The following is a 23,916-nucleotide window of genomic DNA, read 5'->3' as shown; positions in this document are numbered from 1 at the left end:
CCGTGCGAGTCCCCCGGCGGCGACCGTCAGGTCGTGACGTTCGTGGGGACTCGCGGGTAGCCTTCGGACGCGGCAGATCACCACTGGGTAGTCTGCCGCGTCAGTGAGCGCGAGCCGATCAGAGATCCAGGAGGCGCTGCTGCGCCTCGACGAGCTGACGCGCCGCCTGCGCCGCGAATGCCCGTGGGATCGCGAGCAGGACGAGCGCACGATCGTGCCGCACACGCTCGAGGAGGCGTACGAGCTCGCCGACGCAGCCAACCGTCGTGACGACGGCAAGCTGCTCGACGAGCTCGGCGACGTCCTCTTTCAGGTCCACTTCCTCGCGCTGCTGTTGGAGGAGCGCGGGGCGGGGGACCTCGCCGCGGTCGCCGAGAACACGCGTCAGAAGCTGATCCGGCGCCACCCGCACATCTTCCCGCCCGGCAGCGCCGAGACGGACGCCGCGCTGGCGGTCGCCGCCGACGCGGTCGAGACCTCCGGCGAGGTGCTCGCCAACTGGGACAAGATCAAGCAGGGCGAGGAAGGGCGCGAGCGCGGCATCTTCGCCGAGGTTCCCGAGAACCTGCCGTCGCTGCTGTACGCGCGCAAGGTGCAGCGCCGTGCGGCCTCCAGCGGCTTCGACTTCCCCGGCGTCGAGGGCCCGCTGCAGTCCGTCCGCGACGAGTTGGATGAGCTGATCGAGGTCGCCGAGGTCGATGGCGAGCGAGCGCGCGACGCGCGCTTCCACGAACTCGGCGACGTGCTGTTCGCGGCGGTCAACGTCGCCCGCAAGCTGCACGTCGACCCTGAGCTGGCGTTGCGTGCCGCGAGCACGCGCTTCCGTGGCCGCGTCGAGGGCGCCGAGACGCTCGCGAGCCGCGCAGGACACAGCTGGGACGATCTCGACAGCGACGCGCAGCTCGGCTTCTACCTGCGAGCGCGCATGAACGAACCCGAACCAGGAGACCAAGACGCATGAGCCAGATCGAGCACGTTCACGCTCGCCAGATCCTCGACAGCCGTGGCAACCCCACCGTCGAGGTCGAGCTGAGCCTTCGCTCGGGCGCGTGGGGTCGCGCGGCGGTCCCGTCCGGTGCGTCGACCGGCGAGTACGAGGCGACCGAACTGCGTGACGGCGGCGACGCCTGGCTGGGCAAGGGCGTCACGAAGGCCGTCGCGAACGTCAACGGCGAGATCGCGACCGCGGTCCGCGGCAAGGACGCGACCAACCAGGCCGGCATCGACCGTCTCCTGATCGACCTCGACGGCACGCCGAGCAAGTCGCGCCTGGGCGCGAACGCGACGCTCGCCGTCTCGCTCGCCGCTGCGCACGCGGCGGCGGCGGAGGAGCGCCAGCCGCTGTGGCGCTACCTCGGCGGCGACGCGGCGCACATCCTGCCGGTGCCGATGATGAACGTCCTCAACGGCGGCGCCCACGCCGACAACAAGATCGACTTCCAGGAATTCATGATCGTGCCGTGGGGCGCGTCGTCGTTCTCGGAGGCGGTCCGCTGGGGCGCGGAGATCTACCATCAGCTGAAGAAGAACCTGCACGACCGCGGACTCTCGACCGCGGTCGGCGACGAGGGTGGCTTCGCGCCCGACCTCGGCTCCAACGAGGAGGCGCTCGAGGTGCTCGTGCGCGGGATCGAGACGGCCGGCTACAAGCCCGGCGACCAGGTCGCGATCGCGCTGGACCCCGCCACCAGCGAGATCTACGAGGGTGGCCGCTACGTGCTCGAGCACGAGAACCGCAGCCTGACCGCCGAGGAGATGGCGGCGTACTGGGCCGAGATGGCCGGCCGCTACCCGATCGTCTCGATCGAGGACGGCATGGACGAGGGCGACTGGGGCGGCTGGTCGACGTTGACCGACCGCCTCGGTGACAAGCTGCAGCTCGTCGGCGACGACCTCTTCGTCACCAACACACAGCGGCTCAAGCGCGGCATCGACGCCGGCGTCGGCAACTCGATCCTGATCAAGGTCAACCAGATCGGCACGCTGACCGAGACGCTCGACGCGATCAAGCTCGCGCGCGAGAACGGCTACACCGCCGTCATGTCACACCGCTCGGGCGAGACCGAGGACGTGACGATCGCCGACCTCGCGGTCGCGACCGGCTGCGGTCAGATCAAGACCGGCGCGCCCGCACGCTCGGACCGCGTCGCGAAGTACAACCAGCTGCTGCGGATCGAAGAGGCGCTCGGCAACGACGCCGTCTATCCCGGCCGCTCCGCCTTCAAGGGCGCTTAGCGCATCGCCTCGCGGCGCCACGCACGATCCGACGCGCCTCAAGGGACTCCGTCCCGATCGGCTCGCTCGGATCGCGCGTGGCATCCACGATCCGACGCGCTGAGCACCGTGCGGGTGGGTCATTGCATCGTCCAGGAGCGGCAGGAGTTCCCTCCGGGCGGGCGAAACGAATCTGGATGCCGCCGTCTGACCCGCACCGCCGTGACCGTTCCGAGCGCCGTTCGAGTTCGCCGTCACGACCACCGGCGCAGACCGCCTTCGGCGCGGCCGCGATGCGGGTCCGCTGGGATCGCGTCGGGCGCATCTCGCTGCTGCTGCTGCTGGCGGCAGTCGTCGCGCTGTACGTGCAGCCGGCGCGCTCCTACGTCTCGACTTGGCGCGACTCCAACGTCAAGCAGCAGGAGCTGCAGGCGCTGCAGCGCGAGCACGACCTGCTGAGCAGACGTGCCAGAGAGCTGCGCCAGCAGCGCACGATAGAGACCGAGGCACGCCGCCTCGGGATGGTGCGGCCCGGAGAGCGGCCGTACGTCGTCAGCGGTCTGCCGGACGACTGAGCCCGCGCCGCGGTCGCTACCGTTTGACGGGTGCAGACCGAGACAGCGCTCCAACTGTGGCAGGACGGCCAGCGTCGCCTGCGCGATGCCGATCCGTCGTTGCGTCAGCAGCTCGAACGCGTGACGGACGCGGTCGTCGACGAGCTGCGCCGCCGCCTCGGCGGGGCGTTCACGACCGACGACCTGGCGCAGCTGTACAGCCAGGGGAGTGACTGGGTGCTGGACGTCGCGATGGCGACCGTGCCGGACGATCCGAACGCGTGGGACGCGTCGGCGGTCGTTGGCGCGGCCTTCTCACGCTATGTGCGCGAGGCGGTCGACTGGTCGGGCGGCAAGCGCCGCACGCGTGAGGAGCTGGAGCATCAGTCGCAGCCGCTGGACCGTTGACGGACCTCGGCAGGAGCACACGCGCAGCCTGACCGTTGACGGTGCAACCGGCCCCAGCCAGTTGCACCGTGCTGCGGTTGAGTCTCTACTCGTCTTCGTCTTCGCCGATGCGACGGATCACGATCTGGTCTTCCTCGATCGTGATCTCGACCGGACGGTGACCCGCCCAATGCTCGGCGTAGACCGGGTCGTCCTGCACGGCGGGATCGAGCCACAATCCGTAGCCCTCCTCGCCGTGGTCGAACGTGCCCTCGAGCGGTCCCGCGGATGCCTTGCGGCGTCCACGTCCACCGCGGCGGCCACGGCGGCGGGAGGGCTTGTCGCCGTCCTCGTCGTCGTCGGTCTCCGCGTCCTGCTTACGGGCTCTAGCCCGTGCGGCGTCTTCCTTGGCCTTGGCTTCGGCGGCTTCCGCCTCGGCTTTGGCCTTGGCGGCCTGCGCTGCTTCGAGTTCAGCGGCGATCAGCGCGTCGTCCTCCGCACGGAGATCGATCTCGTCGTCGAAGTCGGCACCGGTTTCGGTGTCGACATCGTCGGCGACGAGCTCGTTCTCGCGCTTGAAGGAGGCGATCTGCTGCGTCGTGACCTCGAGCTGGTGCGCGATCCAAGCGTCAGTGCGGCCCTGTCGGACCCACTGGCGGATCTGGTTGAGCTGGGGACGAAGTGAGCGTCGTGCCATCGCGCGCGGACACTAGCGGAAAGTGCGAAGGCGGCGACCCGCCCTCTTGCAGGAGGAATGCGGGAGGAAATGCCGAGACCGCCGGCTCTGCTCGTTATGCTTGCTTTTTGAGCGACCGGATGTCTCTTTGACTCGCCCTCCCCGGTCGTGACCGGCCACCAGGCAGCAGGGAGGCAGAACAGCGCAATGTTGGTTCTGACGCGCAAGTCAAATCAGAGCATCATGATCGGGGACGACATAGAGGTCTCCGTGCTCGCGATCATGGGCGAGAAGGTCCGCATCGGCATCCAGGCGCCGCGAGACGTCCCGGTCTTCCGCAAGGAGGTCTACCTGGAGATCCAGCAGGAGAACCTCGCTGCTGGAGAGGGTGCCAAGGAAGAGGTCGACGCAGCGCTGCGCAAGCTGGGCGGCGGAGCGGAGGCTTAGCAGCGAATCCGGCGCGCCCGCCACAGGCGGGCGCACGCGAGGGCTTTGATCAGCCCATCACCATGTAGAGCGTCTCGAACATCGCGATCGTCACGACGACGGCGGTTGCGATGAGGGTGAGCGCCAACAGGACGAAGCGCATCGATCCACGCTTGTGGATCTTCTCCAGCTCACGCTTGCGCGATCGCTGCTGTGCCTTCGTCGCCAGGTGCTCGCGGCGCGAACGGTCGAGCGCGGACTCCTCATAGAAGGCCTGCTCGAACTGGGCGAGACTTTGACGCATTCTCATGAAGCTCGAAGCGTACCACTCGTCATAACGCCATTGTCACGCGCGTCGGCGCTCATGGCCTGCCGCGAACGCGCCGGGAATCGCGCGCTCAGCAGGCGTTCCAGAGTCCGCGGCGAGCGTCGCGGGCGGCTGACTGCAGCCGTGCCAGCTCGATCGCGTGGGCGGTGTTCGGGCGGATCGAGAGCGTCCGCGCGGCGCCGTCGCGCACCAGTCGCGCGTTGACGAAGAGCCCGTCTCGGGCGCGGTAGACGTAGGCCAGCAGCCGGTCGTAGCGGTCGCGCAGCTCCCGGTCGAACTGCAGCGTCAGCTTCTCGCCGGCCTGCACGAGCCGTCTGTTGAGCGCGCTCGCCGCCTCGCCCCCGCACTCGACCGGCGTGTTCGGCTTGACCGTCTCCGGCGTGTCGACGCCGAGGTAGCGCACGCGTTCCCGCCTGTCGCCGTCGCCGATCGTCACCGCGATCGTGTCGCCGTCCACGACGCGTTCCACGCGCGCGCTCACGCGCCCGCCCGCGCGCAGTTGCGGATCGGAGCCGCCGCCGAGCCAGTCCGGCCAGCCGCCGGGCGGCCGCACGTCGCCGAGCACGAGCCCCGCGAGCAGCAGCAGGGCGATCCAGGGCAGTGCGCGCTTCCAGGTCATGCGCCGAGCGTATTCGCGCGCCGCGCCACCGCAAGGCCGCGGCCGACAACTGCGCGCGCATTGGTGCAGGCTCGGCGCAGAGCTGTCGCAGAGTGAGCTTGCGACGGCGCGAAGCGGCTCCCGGCGCCCGATCCGGTGTTGGGAGAGCGGGCGCGCGGGAAGGGGAAGTCCTAGTGGACTTCCTGCTGCGTGTAGACGTCGATGAAGCGGAGGTAGTTGTCGGCGATCTTCGACGCCGCGTCGGCACGCGAGACGGAGCCGTCGAGGAAGCCTCTGAGCGAGTCCCACCAGATCGAGCGGCCGATCGCGAAGCCGACGAAGCCGTCGACCGGCGACGCCTCGCGCAGCCAGTGGTCGACCTTCGCGTCGCTCGCGCCGCGGCCGAGCACGACGCAGACGACGCCCTCGCGACCCTCGCCGACGCGCGTCTGCTTGGCGAGCATCTCGGCGTCGGCGCGAGCGTCGACGCCCTCGATCTTCCAGATGTCGACCTCGATGCCGTAGTCCTGCGTCTCCTCGATCGCGCGGCGCATCAGCTCCGGGCGCAGCTCGGCGTCGTAGCGGTCGGCGTCGCCGCCGACGGACGCCAGCTGGTCCGCGGTCGCCGGGACGAGCAGCTCGTAGAGGAACTTGCGGTCGTTCGCGTGCAGCCAGTCGGCGAGGCGCTTGAGCTTCTCGTTCTGGCGCGGGTTGACGGCCGCGTCGGGATCGTCCGGGTTGTAGCGCACGAGGACCTTGGAGAAGGCCGGGTCGAACTGCTCGATGTGAGCGCCGAAGTCGTCGCCGTACTGGAAGTCGAACTCGTTCTGGCCGCTCTTCTCGACCGGCATCGCGAGCATCAGGCCCTTCGCGTGCGCCTCCGCGGGGATGTTGCCGCCGAACTGCTCGTCGACGAGCACGCCGACGGCGCTGGCCTCGACGCCGCGCTCGTTCGCCAGTTCCATGCCCTCGTAGATCAGCTGCTTGGAGTCGGCGATCGTGGCGGTCTGCTCCGGGGTCGGGTCGCCGTCGATTCCGAACATCTTCGTCTGGAAGGAACCGCGATGATCGAACGCGAGGATGTAGAGCTTGCCGTCGTAGCCGAGAGCCATGAAACCGTCCTCAGAAATGGGGGGAGGAATGCGCGAAGTGACCGTTCAGTCTAAACCCCTGAGCGCTGGCGGCAGCGCGGTGAACGAATACGCTTGCGCCGACGTGGAACCCCATTTCGATGGTCCCAACTACACGCTCGGCATCGAAGAGGAACTGATGATCCTCGACGGCGACACGCTCGATCTGTCGAACTCGATCGAGGCGATGCTCGAGGACGCGCCCCCGGAGCGCGTCAAACCGGAGCTGATGGAGTCGGTGCTGGAGATCGCGACGTCGCCGCAGCCCGACACCGCGTCGGCGGGCCGGGAGCTGCGCGAGCTGCGCAGACTCGTCAGCGACACCGCCGCCGCGCGCGGGTTGGCGATCGGCTCGGCCGGCACGCATCCGTTCGCGATGTGGGAGCAGCAGCGGATCGTCGGGCGCGACCGCTACCGCGACCTCGTCAGCGACCTCAAGTTCGTCGCGCGCCAGGAGATCATCTTCGGCCAGCACGTGCACGTCGGGCTCGACGACGCCGACAAGGCGATCCACGTCGCCAACGGGATGCGGATCCACCTGCCGGTGCTGCTGGCGCTGTCGGCCAACTCGCCCTTCTGGCGCGCCGACGCGACCGGGCTGGCATCGACGCGCACGCCGATCTTCCGCGCCTTCCCGCGCGTCGGGATCCCGCCGACGTACGACGACTGGGAGGACTACGCGGCCAGAATCGGCTTCATGGTCCGCAGCAGGGTGATCGAGGACTACACCTACCTCTGGTACGACGTGCGCCCGCATCCGGCGCTCGGCACGGTCGAGGTGCGCGTGATGGACAGCCAGACGCGGATCGAGCACACGCTCGCGCTGACGGCGCTGATCCAGGCGATGGTGAAGGAGCTGGCCGAGCATTTCGAAGCCGGCAAGAAGCTGTCGAAGTACCCGCACCAGATGATCGACGAGAACAAGTGGCTGGCCGCGCGCCACGGGCTGTCCGGCGACCTCGTCGACCTGCCCGGGACCGATCGCGTGCGCACGCTGGAGCTGGCGCGGCGGCTGCTGGACCGGCTGCGCGAGCACGCCCAGGACCTCGGCTCGACCGCCGAGCTGGAGGGGATCGAGGACCTGCTCGAGCGCGGCAACGGAGCGGCCCGTCAGCGGGTCGTCTACGAGGCCAATCACGACCTGCGCGAGGTGGTCGCCGAAATCGTCGCCGCGACCGCCGTCTGACGGGCGCCCCGGAAACCCCTCCGGGGACTAGACTGGATCTGTGAGCAGCGGCGCCCCAGACCTGTTCGTCATCTGCAAGAGCTGCGGGTCAGAGGTCAGCCCGTACATCACCGAATGCCCCTACTGCGGCAATCGGTTGCGCAAGCGTGCGCCCAAGCTCGACAGAGCCGGTCGGCCGAAGGACAAGCCGCGCAAGGCGAGGAGAGCTCCGTCGCCGTCGCTGGGGCCGCTGAAGCGCGGCGAGATCCCCGGCATCCGCGTCGATGCGCGTCCGTACGCCACGATCGCGCTGGTCGCCGCGAGCCTCGTGATGCTCGTGTACCTGCGGGCCGACCCGCAGCGTCTGCTCGACTTCTCGGTCTTCCTGCAGCTCGACAGCTCGAACTGGTGGCACGTCGTCACCGCCGCGTTCGCCTACCAGAGCAGCGGCTACGCCTTCGTCACGCTGTTCGCGATCGCGCTCTTCGGCTGGCTGATCGAGCGGCGTCACGGCCCGCTCGTGGTCGTCGCGCTGTTCCTGCTCGGCGGCTGTGGCGGCCTCGCGGTCGCGGGCCTGGCGGAGCCGTCGTACCTGACGCACGGCGCCAACGGGGCGGCGCTCGCGCTCGTCGCGGCATGGGCGGTCCCGGACCTGCTCGACGTGCGCGCCGGTCGCGAGATCGAGGGCGACCTGCTCGGCGCGGCCGTGCTCGCCGTGTTGCTGCTGCTGATGCCCGTCGCGGTCCGCGAGGCGAGCGCGCTGGCCGGTGCGACCGGCCTCGTGGTCGGCCTGCTGGTCGGCCTGCCGCTGGCGCGCTCCGTACGTCGCTGAGTCCGCACGCGCCGCGACGCTACGATGGCGGCAATGGCCGACCGTGCATACAGCGATGCTGAGATCGACGCCGCGGTCGCCCTGTTGCAGGACGCCGAGCGGCTGCGCGATGCGCAGGAGCTCGTCGCGCGCGCCGCGCCGCAGCTGCAGAGAGTGCTGAACACGGCGCTCTCGCAAGGCGGCTGGTTCGGCGACATCCACGACCAGGCGGTCCAGGCGGTCGCCCGCGAAGAGGATCTCTCCCAGCGCGCGGTGGCGATCAGCACGCTGGTGGCGGAGGAGACCCGCCTCGGCATGCTCGTCGGCGTGGCCGTGGGCTTCGAGCTCGCGCGAACACTCGAAGCGGACACCTCGAAGGGGGAGTGACATGGAGCTGCGATTCCTCGGCCAGTCGGCGTTCTCGTTGAGCGACGGCGGCACGACGGTCCTGACGGACCCGTTTCTGACCGGCAATCCGAGAGCTGTCGTCAGCGCCGACGAGCTGGATCCACAGGCGATCCTGCTGACGCACGGCCACGGCGACCATCTCGGCGACACCGTGCCGATCGCCAAGCGCACCGGCGCGACCGTCGTTGCGATCGTCGAGCTGGCGAACGAGATCGCCGCCGAGGGCGTCGACGTGCGCGACCCCAACCTCGGCGGCACGGTGAGCTTCGAGTGGGGCTCGGTCAAGATGGTGCCCGCGTTCCACACCGCGGTCTCGCCGAGCGGCACGACGCACATCGCCGCCGGGCTGCTGATCGACTTCAAGGGCACGACGATCTACCACGTCGGCGACACCTGCCTCTTCTCCGACCTGGCACTGGTCGGGCGCGGACGTGAGATCGACGTCGCGCTGGTGCCGATCGGCGGCCACTACACGATGGATCGCCACGACGCGGTCGAGGCCGTGAAGCTGATCGGGGCGAAGACCGTGATCCCGATCCACTACAACACCTTCCCGCCGATCGAGACCGACGCACAGGCGTTCAAGGCCGACGTCGAGGCGCAGACCTCCTCGCAGGTCGTCGTGCTGGAGCCGGGCGAGACGTGGGCCTCATGACCCACGCGATCGTGTTGATCCAGGCGGAGCGCAACGCGCTCGCCGAGCTCGGCGGCCAGCTCGCCGAGATCCGCGGCGTCGCCGAGGCCTACTCGGTCACCGGCGAGTGGGACTTCGCCGCGGTCCTGCGCCTGCGCGAGCAGGACGATCTCGCGCATGTCGTGACCGAGACGCTCTCGCAGCTGCCCGGGATCGTCAAGACGCAGACGATGGTCGCGTTCGAGGTGTACTCGAGACACGACCTCGACGCATTGTTCAGCGTCGGGGAGTAGTGCTGCGCACTGGAAGTTCCACGGCGTCGCGCTGAAGCCGCGGGGCGCCGGTGGGAACTTCCGTCCGTCAGTGCACGCCGGCCGCCGCCAGCGCTTGGCCGAAGGCGTCGGCCATGCGCTCGTGCGTGTGGCCGCTGAGCGCTTCGCGACCGGCTTCGCCGAGGCGGGTGCGCAGGGTCTCGTCGTCGAGCAGGCGAGTGAGCGCGTCGGCGAGCGCCTGCGGGTCGCCGGCGCGGACGACGAGGCCGGTCTGTCCGTTGCGCACGAGCCCGCCGGCGGCAGCGCCGACGGCGTCGGTCGCGACGACCGGGGTCGCCTGGTGCATCGCCTCGTTGCAGACGAGGCCCCACGGCTCGCGGAAACGCGGCGTCGGGATCGACGGGAGCGTCACGGCGGTCGCGGCGGCATAGGCGACCGGGAGGTCGGCGGCGCCGACGGGCGGGAGCAGGTGGACGCCGTCGGCGGACGCGGCGCGCACGCGCGGCGCCAGATCGCCGTCTCCGATCGCGACCAGCCGCGCCTGCGGGTGCGTCGAGCGGACCGTGCGCCAGGCGTCGAGCAGCACTCCGATCCCCTTCTCGGCCACGAGCCGTCCGACGTACAGGACGAGCGGCGCGCCGGTGGGCAGGTCGTGGGCGACGCGCCAGGCGCTCGTCTCGGCGGGCGTGACCGCGCGGCCGAAGACGGCCGCATCGACCGACTGCGGCGCGACGAAGACGTCGTCGTCGTGGCCGCGATAGCCGGCGACGTAGCGGCTGACGTGCGGGCCGTAGGTGAGGACTGCGTCGGCGTGGCGGTAGACGTGCCGCACGAGCGGAAACGCGACCGCCGCCTTCGCGCCGCCGCGCGGATGCGCCCAGACCGAGGCCCAGAGGATGAACCTGCGCCGTCGCAGCCGCATCCCCGCGTAGGTCGCCGGCAGCATCGCGCCGCCCGCGACCGGCGCGATCGCCGCCTCGTAGCGAGCGCCGAGCCGGAGCGCCGCGCGCGGTCCGTCGAGCCGCCGCGCGGAGAACGGCGCGGCCGCGAGCTGCGCGTCGAGGTCGCCGAACCAGGCGGGCACGTAGCTCTGCCCGCCGCCGAAGCACAGCACCTCGACGCCGTAGCGTTCGGCCAGCAGCCGGTACAGCGGGGCGCGGTACGGGGTGATGACGTTGGTGACCAGCGCGATCGCCACCCCGCCAGCCTGCCAGAATCGCACGCTGATGGCCGCGGCGGACGCATCGAGACCTCCATCGCGCCGCTCCGGGCTCGCGAGTGACGTCGCGCGGGCGGCTGGTGGGCTCTCTGCTGCGAGCGGGCGGGCGGCGGAGCCGGAGCGGGTGCTGCTGCTGCACAACCGCTATCGCGCCGCCGGCGGGGAGGAGCGGGTCGTCGATCAGCTGGAGGCGCTGCTGAGCGAGCGGGGGCATGCGGTTGCGCGGCTGGAGCGCCACAGCGCGGCGGCCGGCGGTGCGGCTGCTGCGCGCGGGCTGCTGCGCGGCGGGATCGACGAGGACGAGGTCACCGAGACGGTGCGTGCGCACCGGGCCGAGATCGTCCACGCGCACAACGTTCATCCGCTGTTCGGTTGGCGCGCGCTGGCCGCTGCGCGCGCGGCCGGTGCGCGGGTGGTGCTGCACCTGCACAACTATCGCCTCGTCTGCGCGATCGGCATCGCCTACTGCGACGGCGAGCCGTGCACCCGCTGCCATGGCCGCGACACGCGCCCCGGCGTCCGCCTGCGTTGCCGCGGCTCGCTCCCCGAGGCGGCCGTCTACGCCGCCGGCATCGCGCGCCAGCAGCCGAGACTGCTCGCCCACGCCGACGCGATCGTGACGGTCAGCAACGCGCAGCTCGCGATGCTGGGGCGGCTCGGCGTCGAACTGGACGCCGCGGGTGGGTCGCTCGGCGGCGGCGCGGTGGCGTCGGGCGCGGGTGGGCCGCTCGGCGGTCGCGCGGCCCACGGGTTCGTGGTGACCAACGCCGTCGAGCGGATCGCCGGGGAATCGCTCGCCGAGACCGGGACGTATGCGCTCGTCGCCGGGCGGCTGGTGCAGGAGAAGGGGTTCGACATGGCCGTGCGGGCGGCGGCAGCCGCGGGAATTCCGTTGCGGATCGCGGGCGAAGGACCGGACGAGCAGGCGTTGCGGGCGCTGGCGGGCGACGCCGACGTGCGCTTCCTCGGGCAGATCTCCCAACAGGAGCTGGCACGCGAGCGCCGCGGCGCGGCGCTGCTGCTCGCCCCCTCGCGCTCGGACGACTCGTGTCCGATGAGCGTCGTCGAGGCGCTCGCCGACGGACTCCCGGTGCTCGGCAGCGACCGCGGGGGACTGCCCGAGCTGGTCGGCCCCGGCGCGGTCGTCCCGGCCCGCGACGCCGACGCGTGGACGACAGCATTGCGCACCCTCTGGTCAGACCCCGCCCTGCGCGCGACCCGCGGCGCCGAGTCCCTCGCCCGAGCCCGCGACAACCACAGCCCCGACGTGTACTACGACCGCCTCATGCAGGTCTACGCTCGCGCCTGCCGGTAGGAGCGAAGGTTCACTACCGCACAGCGGTCGTAAACCTGCGGCCCCAACCGTGAGACAGGCGGCGGTTCGCTCCGGGGCGTCGGACGCCGAGTCGCGGGTAGGCTCCGCCCCATGCGCGCACGCCACACCCGCACCTCTCTCACAGCTGTCGTTCTCGCGATCGGAGCCCTCGCTGTGCAGGGCTGCGGCAGCGACGATGGCGCAACCGGGACGACCACCAGCGCGGCGAGCGACACCCAAGCCACGCAACCTGCCCCGCCGTCCACCATGACCGGCCCCGTCGCGTCGACCCCCGACGCGACGCCGCCACCGCCGCCGACGGTGACCGACATCCCGACGAGCACGACTCCTCCGCCGCCGTCGAACACGACGCCGACGCCCCAGGAGGAGCAGGGCGGGGGTGGCGAGGAGTCGATCCGGGTCCCGGCCGCGTTCGCGATCAGAGGCGGCGCGCTGACGCCGCCGCAGGTGACCGTCCCGCCGCGCCTCGCGGTCGAGCTGTCGGTCCAGTCCGACGGTCAGGCGCACACGATCGTGCTGAGAACGCCTGAGTCGCAGACGCTGAGACTCGAGGCCGGCACGACCGGATCGGTGCGGATGCCCGGACTGCGCGCCGGCACCTACGAGATCACGCTCGACGGCAGAGCAGCCGGCCAGCTGATCGCCGGCGGCGAAGTCGGGCCGTAGAAGCGGCTGCGGCCGAGCGGGGCGCCGCGTGTGAAGCGGAGCCTGTTACGGCGCCGTCGAGCCCGCGTCGCCGTTCGTCGCGCCGTCCGTAGGCGTCGTCGTCGGAGGCGGGGACTGGTCGTCGGCCGGCGGGGTCTGCTCGGCCGGAGGCGGGTCGACCGGCGTCGTCGGCACCGTCTGCGTCGGCGGGGTGACCGGGTCCGGGGCGGGCTCGGCGGGGAGCGTCGTCGCGGGCGGCGGGGTGTCGACCGGCGTCGTCGCGGCGGGCGGGGCCGGCGGGGTGGCGGCCGTGGTGGCCGGCGGCGGGGTGGAGCTCGCGACCGTCTGCGGCGGCTGATCCGCCGGCAGCTCGGACGGCAGCGCCGTCGTGCCCGACTCGACCTGCGTCTGGCCCGGAGTCGCCGGCGTGGTCGTCGTCGCGACCGTCGTGCCGTCCGTGACGGGGTCGGCGGCGGGCGCGGGATTGGCCGGCGTCGTCGTGACCGGCGGCTCGACCGGCACTCTCGCGGCTGCCGTCGCGGTCGCGGCGGCGGCGTCTCTGGAGGCGGCAGCGGCCTTCAACGTGGCCTGCTGCTTCTGCACGGGCGCTCTGACCGGCGCGTCGAGCGCGCGCTGGACCTGGGCCGGAGCGTCGCGATAGGTCGGCTGCGCGCGCACGTCGGCGGGCGCCTGCGCGACGAGCGGCGCCGGCGGTGCGGCCGCCTCACGCGGGGCGCGGTGCTCGATCTCGACCGCGCCGGCGGTCACGAGCGCGGCGGCGGCGAGGCCGGCGGCGGCCTTCGTCGCGAGCGTCGACATGCCGGCGGAGATCAGGCCACCGGTCGCGGATCCCGCTGCGACGGAGCCGGCCGCGGCGCCGGCGGCGCCCGTGGCGCTCGCGCCGCCGCTCGCGCTGGCCGACAGGCCGAGGTGCGCGAGGATGACCTTTCTGAAGGCCAAGACGAAGCCGACGGGCATGACCGCGGCAAGCGCCTTGTTGGTCGACTTCAGCTGCTGGCGGAAGCCGGCGCAGCTCGCGCAGGTGCGGATGTGGCGGCGCACCGGCGGGGAGGTGCGCCGCTTGAGGCCCTCGGCGATCTCGCCCAGCTCCAGCCGCACGTCGTCGCACGACAGCTGGCGCGCCTCGGCGGCCTCGGCGAGCGAGACGCGGGCGCGCACGAGCAGCGACTTGACGGACGGGATCGTCGTCTCCATCGCTTCGGCGATCTGCTCGTAGGAGAGCGCGTCGATCTCGCGCAGCAGCAGCGCCGTGCGCTGCGTCTCCGGCAGGTCGCCGACATCCGCGATCAGCTCGCGGAACTCCTCGCGCTTGTGGACCTTGTCCGCGGTCGTCGTGCCGTGCTCGGCGAGGTGCACGTCCATCGAGTCGACGCCGATCGGCTGCTGGCGGCGCAGGTGGTTGAGGCTGCGGTTGCGCGCGATCCGGTAGAGCCACGGGCGCGCGTTGATCGGCCGGTCGTCGGCGAGGATCGCGTTGAAGGACGCGGCGAAGACCTCCTGCAGCACGTCCTCGGCGTCCTCCTTGGACCCGAGCATGTGACGGCAGAACGCGAGCAGGCGCGCCTGGTAGCGACTCACGAGCACCTCGAAGGCGCCGTGGTTGCCACGACGGACGAGCGCGATCAGGCGCTCGTCGGACTGGAGACGGAGCAAGGGTGACCGGCCATGCAGCCCGGCGACCCCTGCGTGTTTGAGTGCAGAGACTTCCACGCGGTTCAGATCCTCGCCTGTTGGGACACCGTAGCAGCGCCCGAGTTGCGAAAAAGGTCGTGAAACCGGGCCACCACGACCCCTTACTGGCGCGACAACGCGCGCGCGGGTTCGCGCGAGCGCCCACGCGCGTGACGGTGCGCCACCTCCGACAGCACCAGCGCGACCGCGACGGGCACCGTCGCGGGCAGCGTGTCGGTCACGAGGAAGAGCGCGTCGAAGGAGAGCGAGAGCCCGAACGTCAGCAGCGCGATCCAGCCCTGGCGGCGTCGCTCCGCAGCCAGCAGCGCGCCGAAGACGCCCGCGATGAAGAAGTCGCCGTAGCCGATCACGGCGTGCCCGAACTCGGCCCGCTGCAGCTGCGGGAGCTGCGCCGGCGGCGCAGCGCCGTTGAGCACGGTCGCCGCCGGCTGCAGGGTCTCGGCGCCGATCAGGTACGCGTCGCAGATCGCCATCAGCACGATCCCGACCTTCAGCCAGCCGTGCGGCGCGACCGAGACCAGCAGCACGCCGAGCGTCACGCACGAGAGGCCGCTCAGCAGCGTCGCGGCCAGTTCGCCGCCGAGGTTCTCGTCGCGCGCGACCCATGCGACGAGGAAGAGGACGGCGGCCAGCGGCGCCAGCCACGGACGGCCGCCGTGCATCGTCCAGCCGAGCGCCGCGGCGGCGAGCGGCGGGATCGCGATCAGCGCCACCCACGTCAGCACGTCGGCAGTTGCGCCCTGGAAGTTGATCGCCCACACGACGAGCGCGATCGAGGCGAGCGGGACGAGCGCCCACCACGGGCTGCGCAGCCGCGCCGACAGCCGTTCGAGCGCCGGAACGGAGTGCGCGCGGGGCAACGCGACGGCTCCCGCTTGGACGCCGATCAGGACGATGTTGGAGGCGAGAAACTCACGCGTCACATTCCGAATGATGGACCACGAATTCCACCGTCACCTAAAGGGCCAGTCGGGACCCCCCCAACCGGGCGGTTGCTGCACAATCGAAGCTTTGAAAGACCCGCCGCTACCCTCAAGGTGCCGCCAATGCCCTCCTCCGTACCCAGCTCCGTATCCAAGCCCCGCTCGACGAATCGTCGCGAACGCCGACGAGGAGGCGACGGGGCACCCGGATCGGGACACGGACTCGACCTGTATGAGCAGATGCTGCTGATCCGGGTCTTCGAGGAGGAGGTCGAGCGCCAGTACAAGCGCGCGAGAATCGGCGGCTACTGTCACCTCGCCTCCGGCCAGGAGGGCGCCACCGTCGGCGCCGTCCATCCGATGCTGGAGCAGGACCTGCTGTTCTCCTCCTACCGCACGCACGGCCTCGCGCTCGCCAAGGGCGTCGACCCGGACGCCGTGATGGGCGAGCTGTTCGGCCGTGAGGGCGGCTCCGCGCACGGTCGCGGCGGCTCGATGCACCTGCTGGACTTCTCCAAAGGCTTCCTCGGCGGCTGGGGCATCGTCGCGGGGCAGCTGCCGCTCGCCGTCGGCGCGGCGCTGGAGATCTCCTACCGCGACAAGAGAGCCGCCGTCATGTGCGAGCTCGGCGACGCGGCGACCAACATGGGCGCCTGGCACGAGTCGCTGAACCTCGCCGCGATCTGGAACCTGCCGCTCGTGACGCTCGTCTTCAACAACAGATACGGCATGGGCACGACGGTCGAGAAGGCCTCGGGCGAGCCGGAGCTGTACAAGCGCGCCAGCGCCTTCCGGATGCACGGCGAGCGCGTCGACGGCCAGGACGTCGAGGCCGTGCTGTCGGCCGCCGACCGTCTTCTCACGCGTGCGCGCGAGGAGCGCAAGCCGGCCGTGCTCGAGGTCGTCACCTACCGCTACCGCGGCCACTCCGTCGCCGACCCCGGCACCGCGTACCGCACGCCGGAGGAGATGGAGGAGTGGAGAAAGCGCGATCCGATCGAGATCTACCGCCAGCGGCTGCTCGACGAGGGTCGTGCCGGCGAGTCGCAGATCGAGGCGATCAGAGCGCGCGTCGAGAAGCGCGTCGAGCAGGCCGTCGAGGCCGCCGAGGCGAGCCCCGAGCCGCCCGTCGACTCCCTTTCCCAGCACCTCTACGGAGACGCCAGCAGCGCTGAGCAGTTCGCGCGCATGGGTCCCGGCAGCCCGTTCGGCGAGCGCGAGCTCGTCCTGGAAGGACTTGGCAGATGAGCGCCACCGCACCCGCCCGCAGCTCCACCACGATGACGTACCGCGAAGCGGTCCGGCTCGGCCTGCGCGAGGAGCTGCTGCGTGACGAGGACGTCTTCCTGATGGGCGAGGAGATCGGCGTCTTCGAGGGCTCCTACAAGGTCACGGCCGGCCTCTTCAGAGAGTTCGGCCCGGTCCGCGTGCGCGAGACGCCGATCTCGGAGGAGGGCTTCGTCGGCGCCGGCATCGGCGCGGCGATGATGGGCCTGCGCCCGGTCGTCGAGATCATGACGCTGAACTTCATCCTCGTCGCGATGGACCAGGTCGTCAACCACGCGGCGAAGATCCGCTACATGTTCGGCGGCGAGGTCGGCTGTCCGCTCGTGATCCGCACGCCCAACGGCGGCGGCTCGCAGCTGACGGCGCAGCACTCGCAGAGCTTCGAGGTCTTCTTCGCCCACACGCCGGGCATGAAGGTCGTCGCGCCCAGCACGCCTGCCGACGCGCACGGCCTGCTGAAGGCCGCGATCCGAGACGACGACCCGATCCTCGTCGTCGAGAACCTGCAGTCGTACAAGGTCAGAGGCGAGGTCCCCAACGATCCCGACCATGTCGTCGAGATCGGCAAGGCCGCCGTCACGCGCGATGGCGACGACATCACGCTCGTGGCGCACTCCTTCGCCGCCACGCGCGCGCTGAGAGTGGCCGAGAGACTGAAGCGCGACCACGGCGTCAACGCCGAGGTGGTCGACCTGCGCTCGCTGCGCCCGCTCGACGTCGAGACGGTCGCGAAGTCGATCCAGAAGACCAACCGCGCGCTCTGCGTCGACGAGGGCTGGGCGACCTACGGCATCAGCGCCGAGATCGCCGCGCGCATCCAGCGCGCCTGCTTCGACGACCTCGACGCGCCGATCGAGCGCGTCGGCCTCGCCGAGGTGCCGATGCCGTACGCCAAGCAGCTCGAGAGAGCCGCGATCGTCAACGACGACAAGATCGAGGCGGCAGCGCTGAGCGTGCTCGGCCTCGGCCCGGACGTCTTCTCGTACTGAGCCTGGACGGGGAAGCGCCGCCGGCGACGTGCGAGGCTGACATGCTTCGCAGCACGCCGGCCCGGGTGGCGGAACTGGCAGACGCCGCCGACTTAAAATCGGCTGTCCTCACGGACGTGCGGGTTCGAGTCCCGCCCCGGGCATGTGCTGCGCTTCGCGAGTTCCACGGCTGGATGCCGGCAATGCGCGGCGGAAGCGGGAACTCGCGCGCCTCTATCGTGCGTCGCATGGGTGACCTGAGAGTGCGGCTGCAGCCGCGCGCGAAGAGCAACGAGCTGGTCGGGCTGCGCGAGGGGACGCTCGGCGTGCGGGTGACGGCGCCGCCGGTCGACGGCAAGGCGAACGCGGCGCTGTGCAAGCTGCTGGCGAAGCGGCTCGGCGTCGCGCCCTCGACGGTCGCGGTCGTACGTGGCCAGTCGGCGCGCGAGAAAGTCGTGCGCGTGGACGGAATCGAGACATCGATCCTGCTGCACCGACTTGTTGACGTGACGTGAACGTCCGAATGCGGACGATTCTTGACGTGGGGGCGTAGCGTAGGTGGATGAGCCGCGAGGGACGCACCGGGGTCGCTGAAAGTTCCCGCGCAGCCGGTGGACGGCAGCTGCGCGGGATCCCTCCAGGAATGATGCGTCGGTCAGGCGACCGCGGCTTCGGCGTGCGTGACGACCGGCGTCAGCCCGTCGAGCACGGCGTCGGTCAGACGCGCGTCACCGCTGATCTCGAGGCCGCCGCGCGAGCCGTCCGGCACGAGCGCGTCGACCCAGGCACGCTCCGTCCCGCTGATGCGGGCGGCGGCGTCGGCGTCGGCACGCTCTTCGAGCGTCACGTCGCCTCTTCTGATCGTGATCAGGTAGACCCTGTCCTCGCCGTCCTTGGAGCGCTGCTGGACGTTCAGCTCCAGCGTGCCCTTGATGGACTTCGGGACGGTCAGCAGGCCCGGCGCGAGCCGGAACACGGCGCCGATGTCGATCGCCTCGCCGCGACGCGGCTCGGTCCACGACCATTCGTATCCCCAGCGCGCGAGCGCGGCGAGGACGGGAATGAGGTCACGGGCGCGCTCGGTCAGCTCGTAGTCCACGCGCGGCGGGACCTCGCGGTACCGCTGACGGGTGAGCAGGCCGTCGGCGACCATGCGGTTGAGGCGGGAGCGCAGTTGCTCCGTCGAGATGCCGGGCAGCGTGCGCTGCAGCTCGACGAAACGGCGCGGACCACTGACGAGGTCGCGGACGATCAGCAACGTCCACTTGTCGCCTACGAGGTCGAGTGCCCGGGCGTCCGGCGACCACTGGTCGTACGGATGGCGTTTGGGCGGGGGAGCGGGTGAAATGGGGAACCTCCGGTGGGACGAGAGCGGGGCGACCTACCTACCGTGATGCAGATTAACCGACTGACGGGTAGCCGCGACGCCCAGGTAGGCGAAATGCGACAGAAACGCGCCATCTTGTGCCTTCCTGTCGCATTTACTGGGGAAGAGAGCGACGATACGGCCATGGCACGCCCAAACCGAACAGAGTTAGGGTGTGCACGACACGCGGGACCTGCTGGAGGTGCGTGCAGATGGGCGAAGTGATCCAGTTCGTGCGGCGTCGACCAGCGGCGCGCGACCGAACGGCCGCGGTGACGTTCTTCTTCGATCTTGCCTGCCCGTATACGTACCTTGCGGCAGAGCGGCTGGACAGGCGCTTCTGCGGCGCGCGCTGGCGCCCGGCCGCCGGGCGCCACCTGATCGGCAGCCCGCTGTTCGGGGCCGACGGCGGGGCCGACCCGCGCGCGATGCACGCGGTCGAGCGCCGCGCGCGCGAGCTGCACATGCCGCTCGTCTGGCCCGAGCGCTTCCCGGCGCCCGTGCCGCACGCGATGCGAGCCGCGACGCACGCGGCCGCGCGCGGGCGCGGACAGGCGTTCGTGATCGCGATCGGCCGGCTGGCGTTCTGCGGCGGCTTCGACGTCGAGGACTCGCGGATCCTCGCCGAGGCGGCGGCCGCGGCCGGGCTCGACGTCAAGGAGACGCTGGCGGCGGCCGCCGACGAGCGGCGCGACGCCGAGGTGCTCGCGGCGGGCCGCGCGCTCTGGGTCGAGGGCGGCACGACGCTGCCCGCGGTCCGTCACGAGGGCGGGCTGTTCTGTGGAGAACATGGCATCACGGCAGCCATCTTTGCGCTCCCGGCGGTCGTCACCGCGGGCCCGGGCCGCTGACCGCTCGCAGCAGCTTTCAATCCGCACTGGGCGCGTGAGCGCTTCCTCATCGGCGCCAGCCTCAAATCTGAGCCTGTCGCTGTCACAATCCCAGGTGGGATGGACCGGGTACTGCGATATGCATATCGCCGGCTCGGCCGGCGTTATCCGCTGACCGTCGTCGTTCTCCAGTTCCAGATCGCGCACCTCCTCGCGCTGGGAGGGATCGTGCTGTTGCGGCTCTACCAGCCGATGAGCAACAGCACCTTCCTCCTCTTGCTGGTGGTGGCCGAACTGCTGGTGGCGCTCGACAACGTGAGTTCGACACTGCTCGCGCGGCGGCTTCTGCGACCGGTCGTGGCCTGGCTGGACGGAGCGCGCGACCGCGCGGCGACCGCCGCTGCGTGGCGCGCGCTCGCGTCGCTGCCGAGCGCGTACACGCGCCGCGTGCCGACGGTCCCGATCGCGCTCGTGATCGTGCCGTTCGCCGCATTCGCGACGCTGGAGCTGGATCTCAAGCCCTATTCGGCGCTGGCGGTCCTGCTCGGGATGCTGCTGACGCTGCTGTACGGCGCGGTGCTGCGCTTCTTCTTCATGGAGTCGCTGCTGCGGCCGGTGCTGGAGGACGTCGCGCTGCAGATGCCCGACGACTTCGACCCCGGCCGGGCCGGCGTCTCGCTGCGCAGGCGCCTGCTGATCGGCCTGCCGGCGATCAACATCCTCACCGGCGTGATCGTCGCCGGGATCGAGATGAACCGCCACGGCGCGCGGCTGGACGACATCGGCCCCGCGGTCGTGATCGCGATCCTCGTCGCGTCGATCATCTCCGTCGAGCTGACGGTGCTGCTGTCGCGCTCGATCTTCGACCCGATCGACGCGCTGCGCTCAGCGACCGAGCGCGTCGGCCGCGGCGACCTGTCGACGCGCGTCGCCGTCGTCTCGACCGACGAGACCGGCCGCCTCGCGCGCTCCTTCAACGACATGGTCGCCGGCCTCTCCGAGCGCGAGAAGCTGCACGAGGCGTTCGACGCCTACGTCGGCCCCGACGTCGCCGAGATGGTGCTGCGCGACGGCACGCACCTCGACGGCAAGGAGCAGGAGGTGACCGTGCTGAGCCTCGACATCCGCGACTTCACGCAGAAGGCGGAGAAGTCGACGCCGCGGCGCGTGGTCGACTTCCTCAACGAGTTCTACGGGTTGGTCGTGCCGATCATCGAGCTCCACGGCGGCCGCGCGGACAAGTACGTCGGCGACGGCCTGCTGGCGATCTTCGGCACGCCCGAGCCGCTCGTCGACCACGCCGACCGGGCGGTCGCGTCCGCGCTCGACGTGGCGGTCGCCGTGCGCGACCGCTACGACGACGTGCGCGTCGGGATCGGTGTCAACTCGGGGCCGGTGATCGCCGGCACGATCGGCGGCGGCGGCCACGTCGAGTTCACCGTCATCGGCGACGCCGTCAACACGGCGGAGCGGGTCGAGCAGGTGACGCGCCAGACCGGCGACACGGTACTCGTGACCGAGGCGACGCGGCGGCTGCTGACGCGTGACCACGGCAGGTTCGAGAACCGGCCCGCGGTGCCGCTGAAGGGCAAGACCGAACGCGTGCAGCTGTGGGCGCCGAAGGCCGTCAGCGCAACCGCCGGCGGCTCGCCGGACGGGACCGAGCGCGGCGGACCCGAGGCCGGCGGCGGTGCGCCGGAGCCGGGCGGTTCAGCCGATGCGGCGGAGCGCGACGCGGGCGTGCGCCGCGTCGGTGCCGACGCGGCGCCGGCGCCGAGGACCTGAGCCGCGCGCGAGCAAACGGGCCTGAGCGCTGAGCCGGCCGCGACGGCTCGGACGCGGAAGAGGCCCGGAGTCCTTCCGGGCCTCTTCGCTGTCGACGGCTCCTTTGGGGACTGGCGAGGTCGGGGGTCCATGCCAGTCCGGAGCGATGCGTCGCGGCCGAATGCTTGGGAGGCGCCGAGGTCGGTCGGCTCATCCGGCCATGTCGGGAACGAAGGAGGTCGTGCCGTCTCCTCGTCCTGACAGGGATAGTGCGCGCTCAGGAAGTTTGGTGCAACCCCTGAATTCGGGGACATACGTTGCTCATACAACGATGCTCGGTTGTACGAAATGGCGTGCAGATCCGTACCAGCACATCTGGCGCGCGCCCGCACTAGAGTCGGGCGCATGTCAACGGACACGCAGCAGGAGACGCGGCTGCACGGCGGACGGCTGATCGCTCGTCGCCTCAAGGCCCACGGCGTCACGAAGCTCTTCACGCTCTCTGGCGGGCACATCTTCCCGATCTACGACGGCTGTCGTGCGGAGGGCATCGACATCGTCGACGTCCGTCACGAGCAGGCGGCGGCGTTCGCGGCCGAGGGCTGGGCGAAGGTCACGCGCACGCCCGGCGTCGCCGCGGTGACGGCGGGGCCCGGCGTCACGAACGCGATCAGCGCGATCGCGTCGGCGCAGTCGAACAACTCGCCCGTGCTGGTGCTCGGCGGCCGCGCGCCGGCGATGCGCTGGGGCCGCGGCTCGCTGCAGGAGATCGACCACGTCCCGTTCGTGCGGCCGCTGACGAAGCTCGCCGCCACGCCGGACGGGACGGCCGAGATCCCCGGGCTCGTCGACGAGGCGCTGAAGGTCGCGCTGTCGCCGCACTCGGGCCCGACCTTCCTCGACTTCTCGATGGACCACGTCTTCAGCGAGGCGGAGGAGCCCGCCAGCGACGCGACGCTGCTGGAGCCGTGGCGAGGCGCGGGCGCCGACGGCGACGCGATCGAGCGCGCCGGCGCGTTGCTGGCGCAGGCCGAGCGCCCGGTCGTCATGGCCGGTACGAACCTCTACTGGGGCCACGGCGAGACGGCGCTGCAGCAGCTTGCCGAGCAGCTCGGCGTGCCGGTCTTCCTCAACGGCCTCGCGCGCGGCTGCGTGCCCGCCGACCACGAGCTGTTCTTCTCCCGCGCTCGCGGGGCCGCGTTGAAGGGCGCCGACGTCGCGCTCGTGATCGGCGTGCCGATGGACTTCCGGCTCGGTTTCGGCGAGTCGTTCGGCGCCGAGACGGAGCTGATCACGATCGACGTCGCCGAGCCGCTGCGCGAGCACCCGCGCAAGGTCGTGGCCGAGCTGTACGGCGCCCTGCCGGCGACGCTCGACGCGCTGCGCGTCGCCGCGGCCGGCGGGCCGGATCGCGCGGCGTGGAAGGCGCAGCTGCGCGCGATCGAGGAGGAGAAGCGAGCGGCCGAGCGGGCGGAGCTGGGCGACGAGCGCGCGCCGCTGCACCCGATGCGGGTCTATCAAGGCCTCGCGGAGGTGATCGACCGCAACGCGATCATCGTCTGCGACGGCGGCGACTTCGTCTCCTACGCCGGACGCGTGGTCGACTCCTACGAGCCCGGCTGCTGGCTGGACCCGGGGCCGTTCGGCTGCCTCGGGACAGGCCCGGGCTACGCGCTGGCCGCGAAGCTGGCGAGACCGGAACGGCAGGTCGTGCTGCTGCTCGGCGACGGCGCGTTCGGCTTCTCCGGGCTGGAGTTCGACACGCTCGCACGCCATGGCGTGAACGTCGTCGGGGTGATGGGCAACAACGGCATCTGGGCGCTCGAGAAGCACCCGATGGAGTTCCTCTACGGCTATTCGGTCGCGGCGGAGCTGCGGCCGGCGACGCGCTACGACGAGGTCGTCAGAGCGCTCGGCGGCCATGGTGAGCTGGTCGAGCGGCCGGAACAGCTGCGCGGCGCGCTCGAGCGCGCCTTCTCGGCCGGCGTCCCGGCGCTCGTCAACGCGCTGACGGACCCGACCGTGGTGTATCCGCGCAAGTCGAACCTGGCTTGAGCGAGCGTCCTCACAGGGCCGCCTCGCGGCGCCGGACGCGATCCGCCGATACGTGCGTGTACCCAAAAAAGGAAACCGCCCGCATCATGCGGGCGGTTTCCATGAACGGCCCCATCAGGACGGGCAGGGGTACGTGCCTTGAAAGGGCCTTTTAATCGGTCCGGACGGCGGGAGGCGCCGTTTTTACGCGGCTTCGCCCGGACCTAT

Annotated in this window: 26 protein-coding genes and 1 tRNA gene; 19 read left to right on the top strand and 8 right to left on the bottom strand. The window is 71.1% G+C overall.

Annotation, left to right across the window (positions count from 1 at the left end; genetic code table 11):
* The first annotated feature begins 103 nt into the window (after positions 1-103).
* The 4 genes from mazG to Q7L65_RS05130 all read left to right on the top strand — a co-directional run bounded on the left by mazG (position 104) and on the right by Q7L65_RS05130 (position 3,176).
* On the top strand, positions 104-961 hold the full coding sequence (gene mazG, locus Q7L65_RS05145; RefSeq protein ID WP_304719224.1) for a nucleoside triphosphate pyrophosphohydrolase: 858 nt from the start codon (positions 104-106) through the stop codon (positions 959-961).
* Positions 958-2,235, top strand: a complete 1,278-nt coding sequence (eno, locus tag Q7L65_RS05140; RefSeq protein WP_304719223.1) for a phosphopyruvate hydratase — start codon at positions 958-960, stop codon at positions 2,233-2,235. The genes mazG and eno overlap by 4 nt, the downstream gene beginning before the upstream one ends.
* Positions 2,236-2,507: 272 nt before the next feature.
* Positions 2,508-2,789, top strand: coding sequence for a septum formation initiator family protein (locus Q7L65_RS05135; RefSeq protein WP_304719222.1), 282 nt, complete (start codon positions 2,508-2,510; stop codon positions 2,787-2,789).
* 30 nt (positions 2,790-2,819) lie between these two features.
* Complete coding sequence (locus Q7L65_RS05130) at positions 2,820-3,176, top strand: hypothetical protein (RefSeq protein ID WP_304719221.1); 357 nt, start codon at positions 2,820-2,822, stop codon at positions 3,174-3,176.
* Positions 3,177-3,261: 85 nt separating this feature from the next.
* Here Q7L65_RS05130 and Q7L65_RS05125 read toward each other — a convergent pair whose 3' ends face one another.
* Entirely contained in the window at positions 3,262-3,852 is a 591-nt protein-coding gene (locus Q7L65_RS05125; protein ID WP_304719220.1) for a hypothetical protein, read from the bottom strand.
* A 186-nt stretch (positions 3,853-4,038) separates the two neighbouring features.
* On the opposite strand from Q7L65_RS05125, the gene csrA reads away from it, so the two are divergent.
* A complete protein-coding gene (gene csrA / locus Q7L65_RS05120; protein ID WP_304719219.1) occupies positions 4,039-4,278 on the top strand; it encodes a carbon storage regulator CsrA in 240 nt (79 codons plus the stop codon).
* Positions 4,279-4,327: 49 nt separating this feature from the next.
* On the opposite strand, the gene Q7L65_RS05115 is transcribed toward csrA, so the two are convergent.
* The 3 genes from Q7L65_RS05115 to Q7L65_RS05105 form a co-directional block, all read right to left on the bottom strand.
* A complete protein-coding gene (locus tag Q7L65_RS05115; RefSeq protein WP_304719218.1) occupies positions 4,328-4,567 on the bottom strand; it encodes a hypothetical protein in 240 nt (79 codons plus the stop codon).
* A gap of 88 nt (positions 4,568-4,655) precedes the next feature.
* Entirely contained in the window at positions 4,656-5,204 is a 549-nt protein-coding gene (locus Q7L65_RS05110; protein WP_304719217.1) for a thermonuclease family protein, read from the bottom strand.
* A gap of 170 nt (positions 5,205-5,374) precedes the next feature.
* Entirely contained in the window at positions 5,375-6,295 is a 921-nt protein-coding gene (locus Q7L65_RS05105; RefSeq protein ID WP_304719216.1) for a 2-deoxy-5-keto-D-gluconate 6-phosphate aldolase domain-containing protein, read from the bottom strand.
* 103 nt (positions 6,296-6,398) lie between these two features.
* On the opposite strand from Q7L65_RS05105, the gene Q7L65_RS05100 reads away from it, so the two are divergent.
* The 5 genes from Q7L65_RS05100 to Q7L65_RS05080 are packed head-to-tail and all read left to right on the top strand — an operon-like array spanning position 6,399 to position 9,624.
* Positions 6,399-7,499 carry a carboxylate-amine ligase gene (locus Q7L65_RS05100; protein ID WP_304719215.1) on the top strand — a complete coding sequence of 367 codons (1,101 nt, stop codon included), beginning with the start codon at positions 6,399-6,401 and terminating at the stop codon, positions 7,497-7,499.
* A 40-nt stretch (positions 7,500-7,539) separates the two neighbouring features.
* Positions 7,540-8,310, top strand: coding sequence for a rhomboid family intramembrane serine protease (locus Q7L65_RS05095; RefSeq protein WP_304719214.1), 771 nt, complete (start codon positions 7,540-7,542; stop codon positions 8,308-8,310).
* Positions 8,311-8,343: 33 nt separating this feature from the next.
* Complete coding sequence (locus Q7L65_RS05090) at positions 8,344-8,676, top strand: hypothetical protein (RefSeq protein WP_304719213.1); 333 nt, start codon at positions 8,344-8,346, stop codon at positions 8,674-8,676.
* A 1-nt stretch (position 8,677) separates the two neighbouring features.
* Positions 8,678-9,352 (top strand): metal-dependent hydrolase, encoded by a 675-nt coding sequence (locus Q7L65_RS05085; protein WP_304719212.1) that lies wholly within the window; start codon positions 8,678-8,680, stop codon positions 9,350-9,352.
* A complete protein-coding gene (locus Q7L65_RS05080) occupies positions 9,349-9,624 on the top strand; it encodes an Lrp/AsnC family transcriptional regulator (protein WP_304719211.1) in 276 nt (91 codons plus the stop codon). The genes Q7L65_RS05085 and Q7L65_RS05080 overlap by 4 nt, the downstream gene beginning before the upstream one ends.
* A 67-nt stretch (positions 9,625-9,691) precedes the next feature.
* On the opposite strand, the gene Q7L65_RS05075 is transcribed toward Q7L65_RS05080, so the two are convergent.
* Positions 9,692-10,801 carry a glycosyltransferase family 4 protein gene (locus Q7L65_RS05075; protein ID WP_304719210.1) on the bottom strand — a complete coding sequence of 370 codons (1,110 nt, stop codon included), beginning with the start codon at positions 10,799-10,801 and terminating at the stop codon, positions 9,692-9,694.
* Between the two features lie 28 nt (positions 10,802-10,829).
* Between Q7L65_RS05075 and Q7L65_RS05070 the strand changes: the two genes are divergently transcribed.
* Together Q7L65_RS05070 and Q7L65_RS05065 are read left to right on the top strand one after the other, a co-directional pair.
* Positions 10,830-12,137, top strand: a complete 1,308-nt coding sequence (locus tag Q7L65_RS05070) for a glycosyltransferase family 4 protein (RefSeq protein ID WP_304719209.1) — start codon at positions 10,830-10,832, stop codon at positions 12,135-12,137.
* A gap of 267 nt (positions 12,138-12,404) precedes the next feature.
* A complete protein-coding gene (locus Q7L65_RS05065) occupies positions 12,405-12,824 on the top strand; it encodes a hypothetical protein (RefSeq protein WP_304719208.1) in 420 nt (139 codons plus the stop codon).
* 45 nt (positions 12,825-12,869) lie between these two features.
* Here Q7L65_RS05065 and Q7L65_RS05060 read toward each other — a convergent pair whose 3' ends face one another.
* Together Q7L65_RS05060 and Q7L65_RS05055 are read right to left on the bottom strand one after the other, a co-directional pair.
* A complete protein-coding gene (locus tag Q7L65_RS05060; RefSeq protein ID WP_304719207.1) occupies positions 12,870-14,477 on the bottom strand; it encodes an RNA polymerase sigma factor in 1,608 nt (535 codons plus the stop codon).
* Positions 14,478-14,617: 140 nt separating this feature from the next.
* Entirely contained in the window at positions 14,618-15,439 is an 822-nt protein-coding gene (locus Q7L65_RS05055) for a hypothetical protein (protein WP_304719206.1), read from the bottom strand.
* A gap of 240 nt (positions 15,440-15,679) precedes the next feature.
* Here Q7L65_RS05055 and Q7L65_RS05050 point away from each other — a divergent pair, with 240 nt between their 5' ends.
* The 4 genes from Q7L65_RS05050 to Q7L65_RS05035 all read left to right on the top strand — a co-directional run bounded on the left by Q7L65_RS05050 (position 15,680) and on the right by Q7L65_RS05035 (position 18,209).
* The gene (locus Q7L65_RS05050; RefSeq protein ID WP_304719205.1) at positions 15,680-16,687 is read left to right on the top strand and encodes a thiamine pyrophosphate-dependent dehydrogenase E1 component subunit alpha; all 1,008 of its coding nucleotides are present in this window, start codon (positions 15,680-15,682) and stop codon (positions 16,685-16,687) included.
* A complete protein-coding gene (locus Q7L65_RS05045; RefSeq protein ID WP_304719204.1) occupies positions 16,684-17,715 on the top strand; it encodes an alpha-ketoacid dehydrogenase subunit beta in 1,032 nt (343 codons plus the stop codon). Before Q7L65_RS05050 ends, Q7L65_RS05045 begins: the two co-directional genes overlap by 4 nt.
* 59 nt (positions 17,716-17,774) lie before the next feature.
* Positions 17,775-17,858: transfer RNA gene (locus Q7L65_RS05040), tRNA-Leu, on the top strand.
* A gap of 84 nt (positions 17,859-17,942) precedes the next feature.
* Complete coding sequence (locus tag Q7L65_RS05035) at positions 17,943-18,209, top strand: DUF167 domain-containing protein (RefSeq protein WP_304719203.1); 267 nt, start codon at positions 17,943-17,945, stop codon at positions 18,207-18,209.
* A 140-nt stretch (positions 18,210-18,349) separates the two neighbouring features.
* On the opposite strand, the gene Q7L65_RS05030 is transcribed toward Q7L65_RS05035, so the two are convergent.
* Positions 18,350-19,042 (bottom strand): helix-turn-helix domain-containing protein, encoded by a 693-nt coding sequence (locus Q7L65_RS05030; protein ID WP_304720243.1) that lies wholly within the window; start codon positions 19,040-19,042, stop codon positions 18,350-18,352.
* A 230-nt stretch (positions 19,043-19,272) separates the two neighbouring features.
* Between Q7L65_RS05030 and Q7L65_RS05025 the strand changes: the two genes are divergently transcribed.
* The 3 genes from Q7L65_RS05025 (at position 19,273) to Q7L65_RS05015 (ending at position 23,709) form a co-directional block, all read left to right on the top strand.
* A complete protein-coding gene (locus Q7L65_RS05025; RefSeq protein WP_304719202.1) occupies positions 19,273-19,911 on the top strand; it encodes a DsbA family protein in 639 nt (212 codons plus the stop codon).
* 99 nt (positions 19,912-20,010) lie between these two features.
* Positions 20,011-21,675 (top strand): adenylate/guanylate cyclase domain-containing protein, encoded by a 1,665-nt coding sequence (locus Q7L65_RS05020; protein WP_304719201.1) that lies wholly within the window; start codon positions 20,011-20,013, stop codon positions 21,673-21,675.
* 384 nt (positions 21,676-22,059) lie between these two features.
* Positions 22,060-23,709, top strand: a complete 1,650-nt coding sequence (locus Q7L65_RS05015) for an acetolactate synthase (protein ID WP_304719200.1) — start codon at positions 22,060-22,062, stop codon at positions 23,707-23,709.
* Positions 23,710-23,916: the final 207 nt, after the last annotated feature.

Origin of the sequence: Conexibacter sp. CPCC 206217, assembly GCF_030646165.1 — a bacterium.
Classification (GTDB): Bacteria; Actinomycetota; Thermoleophilia; order Solirubrobacterales; family Solirubrobacteraceae; genus Conexibacter.
The sequence above is the reverse complement of the archived record's forward strand: the minus strand, read 5'-3'. Positions and strand labels throughout refer to the sequence as shown.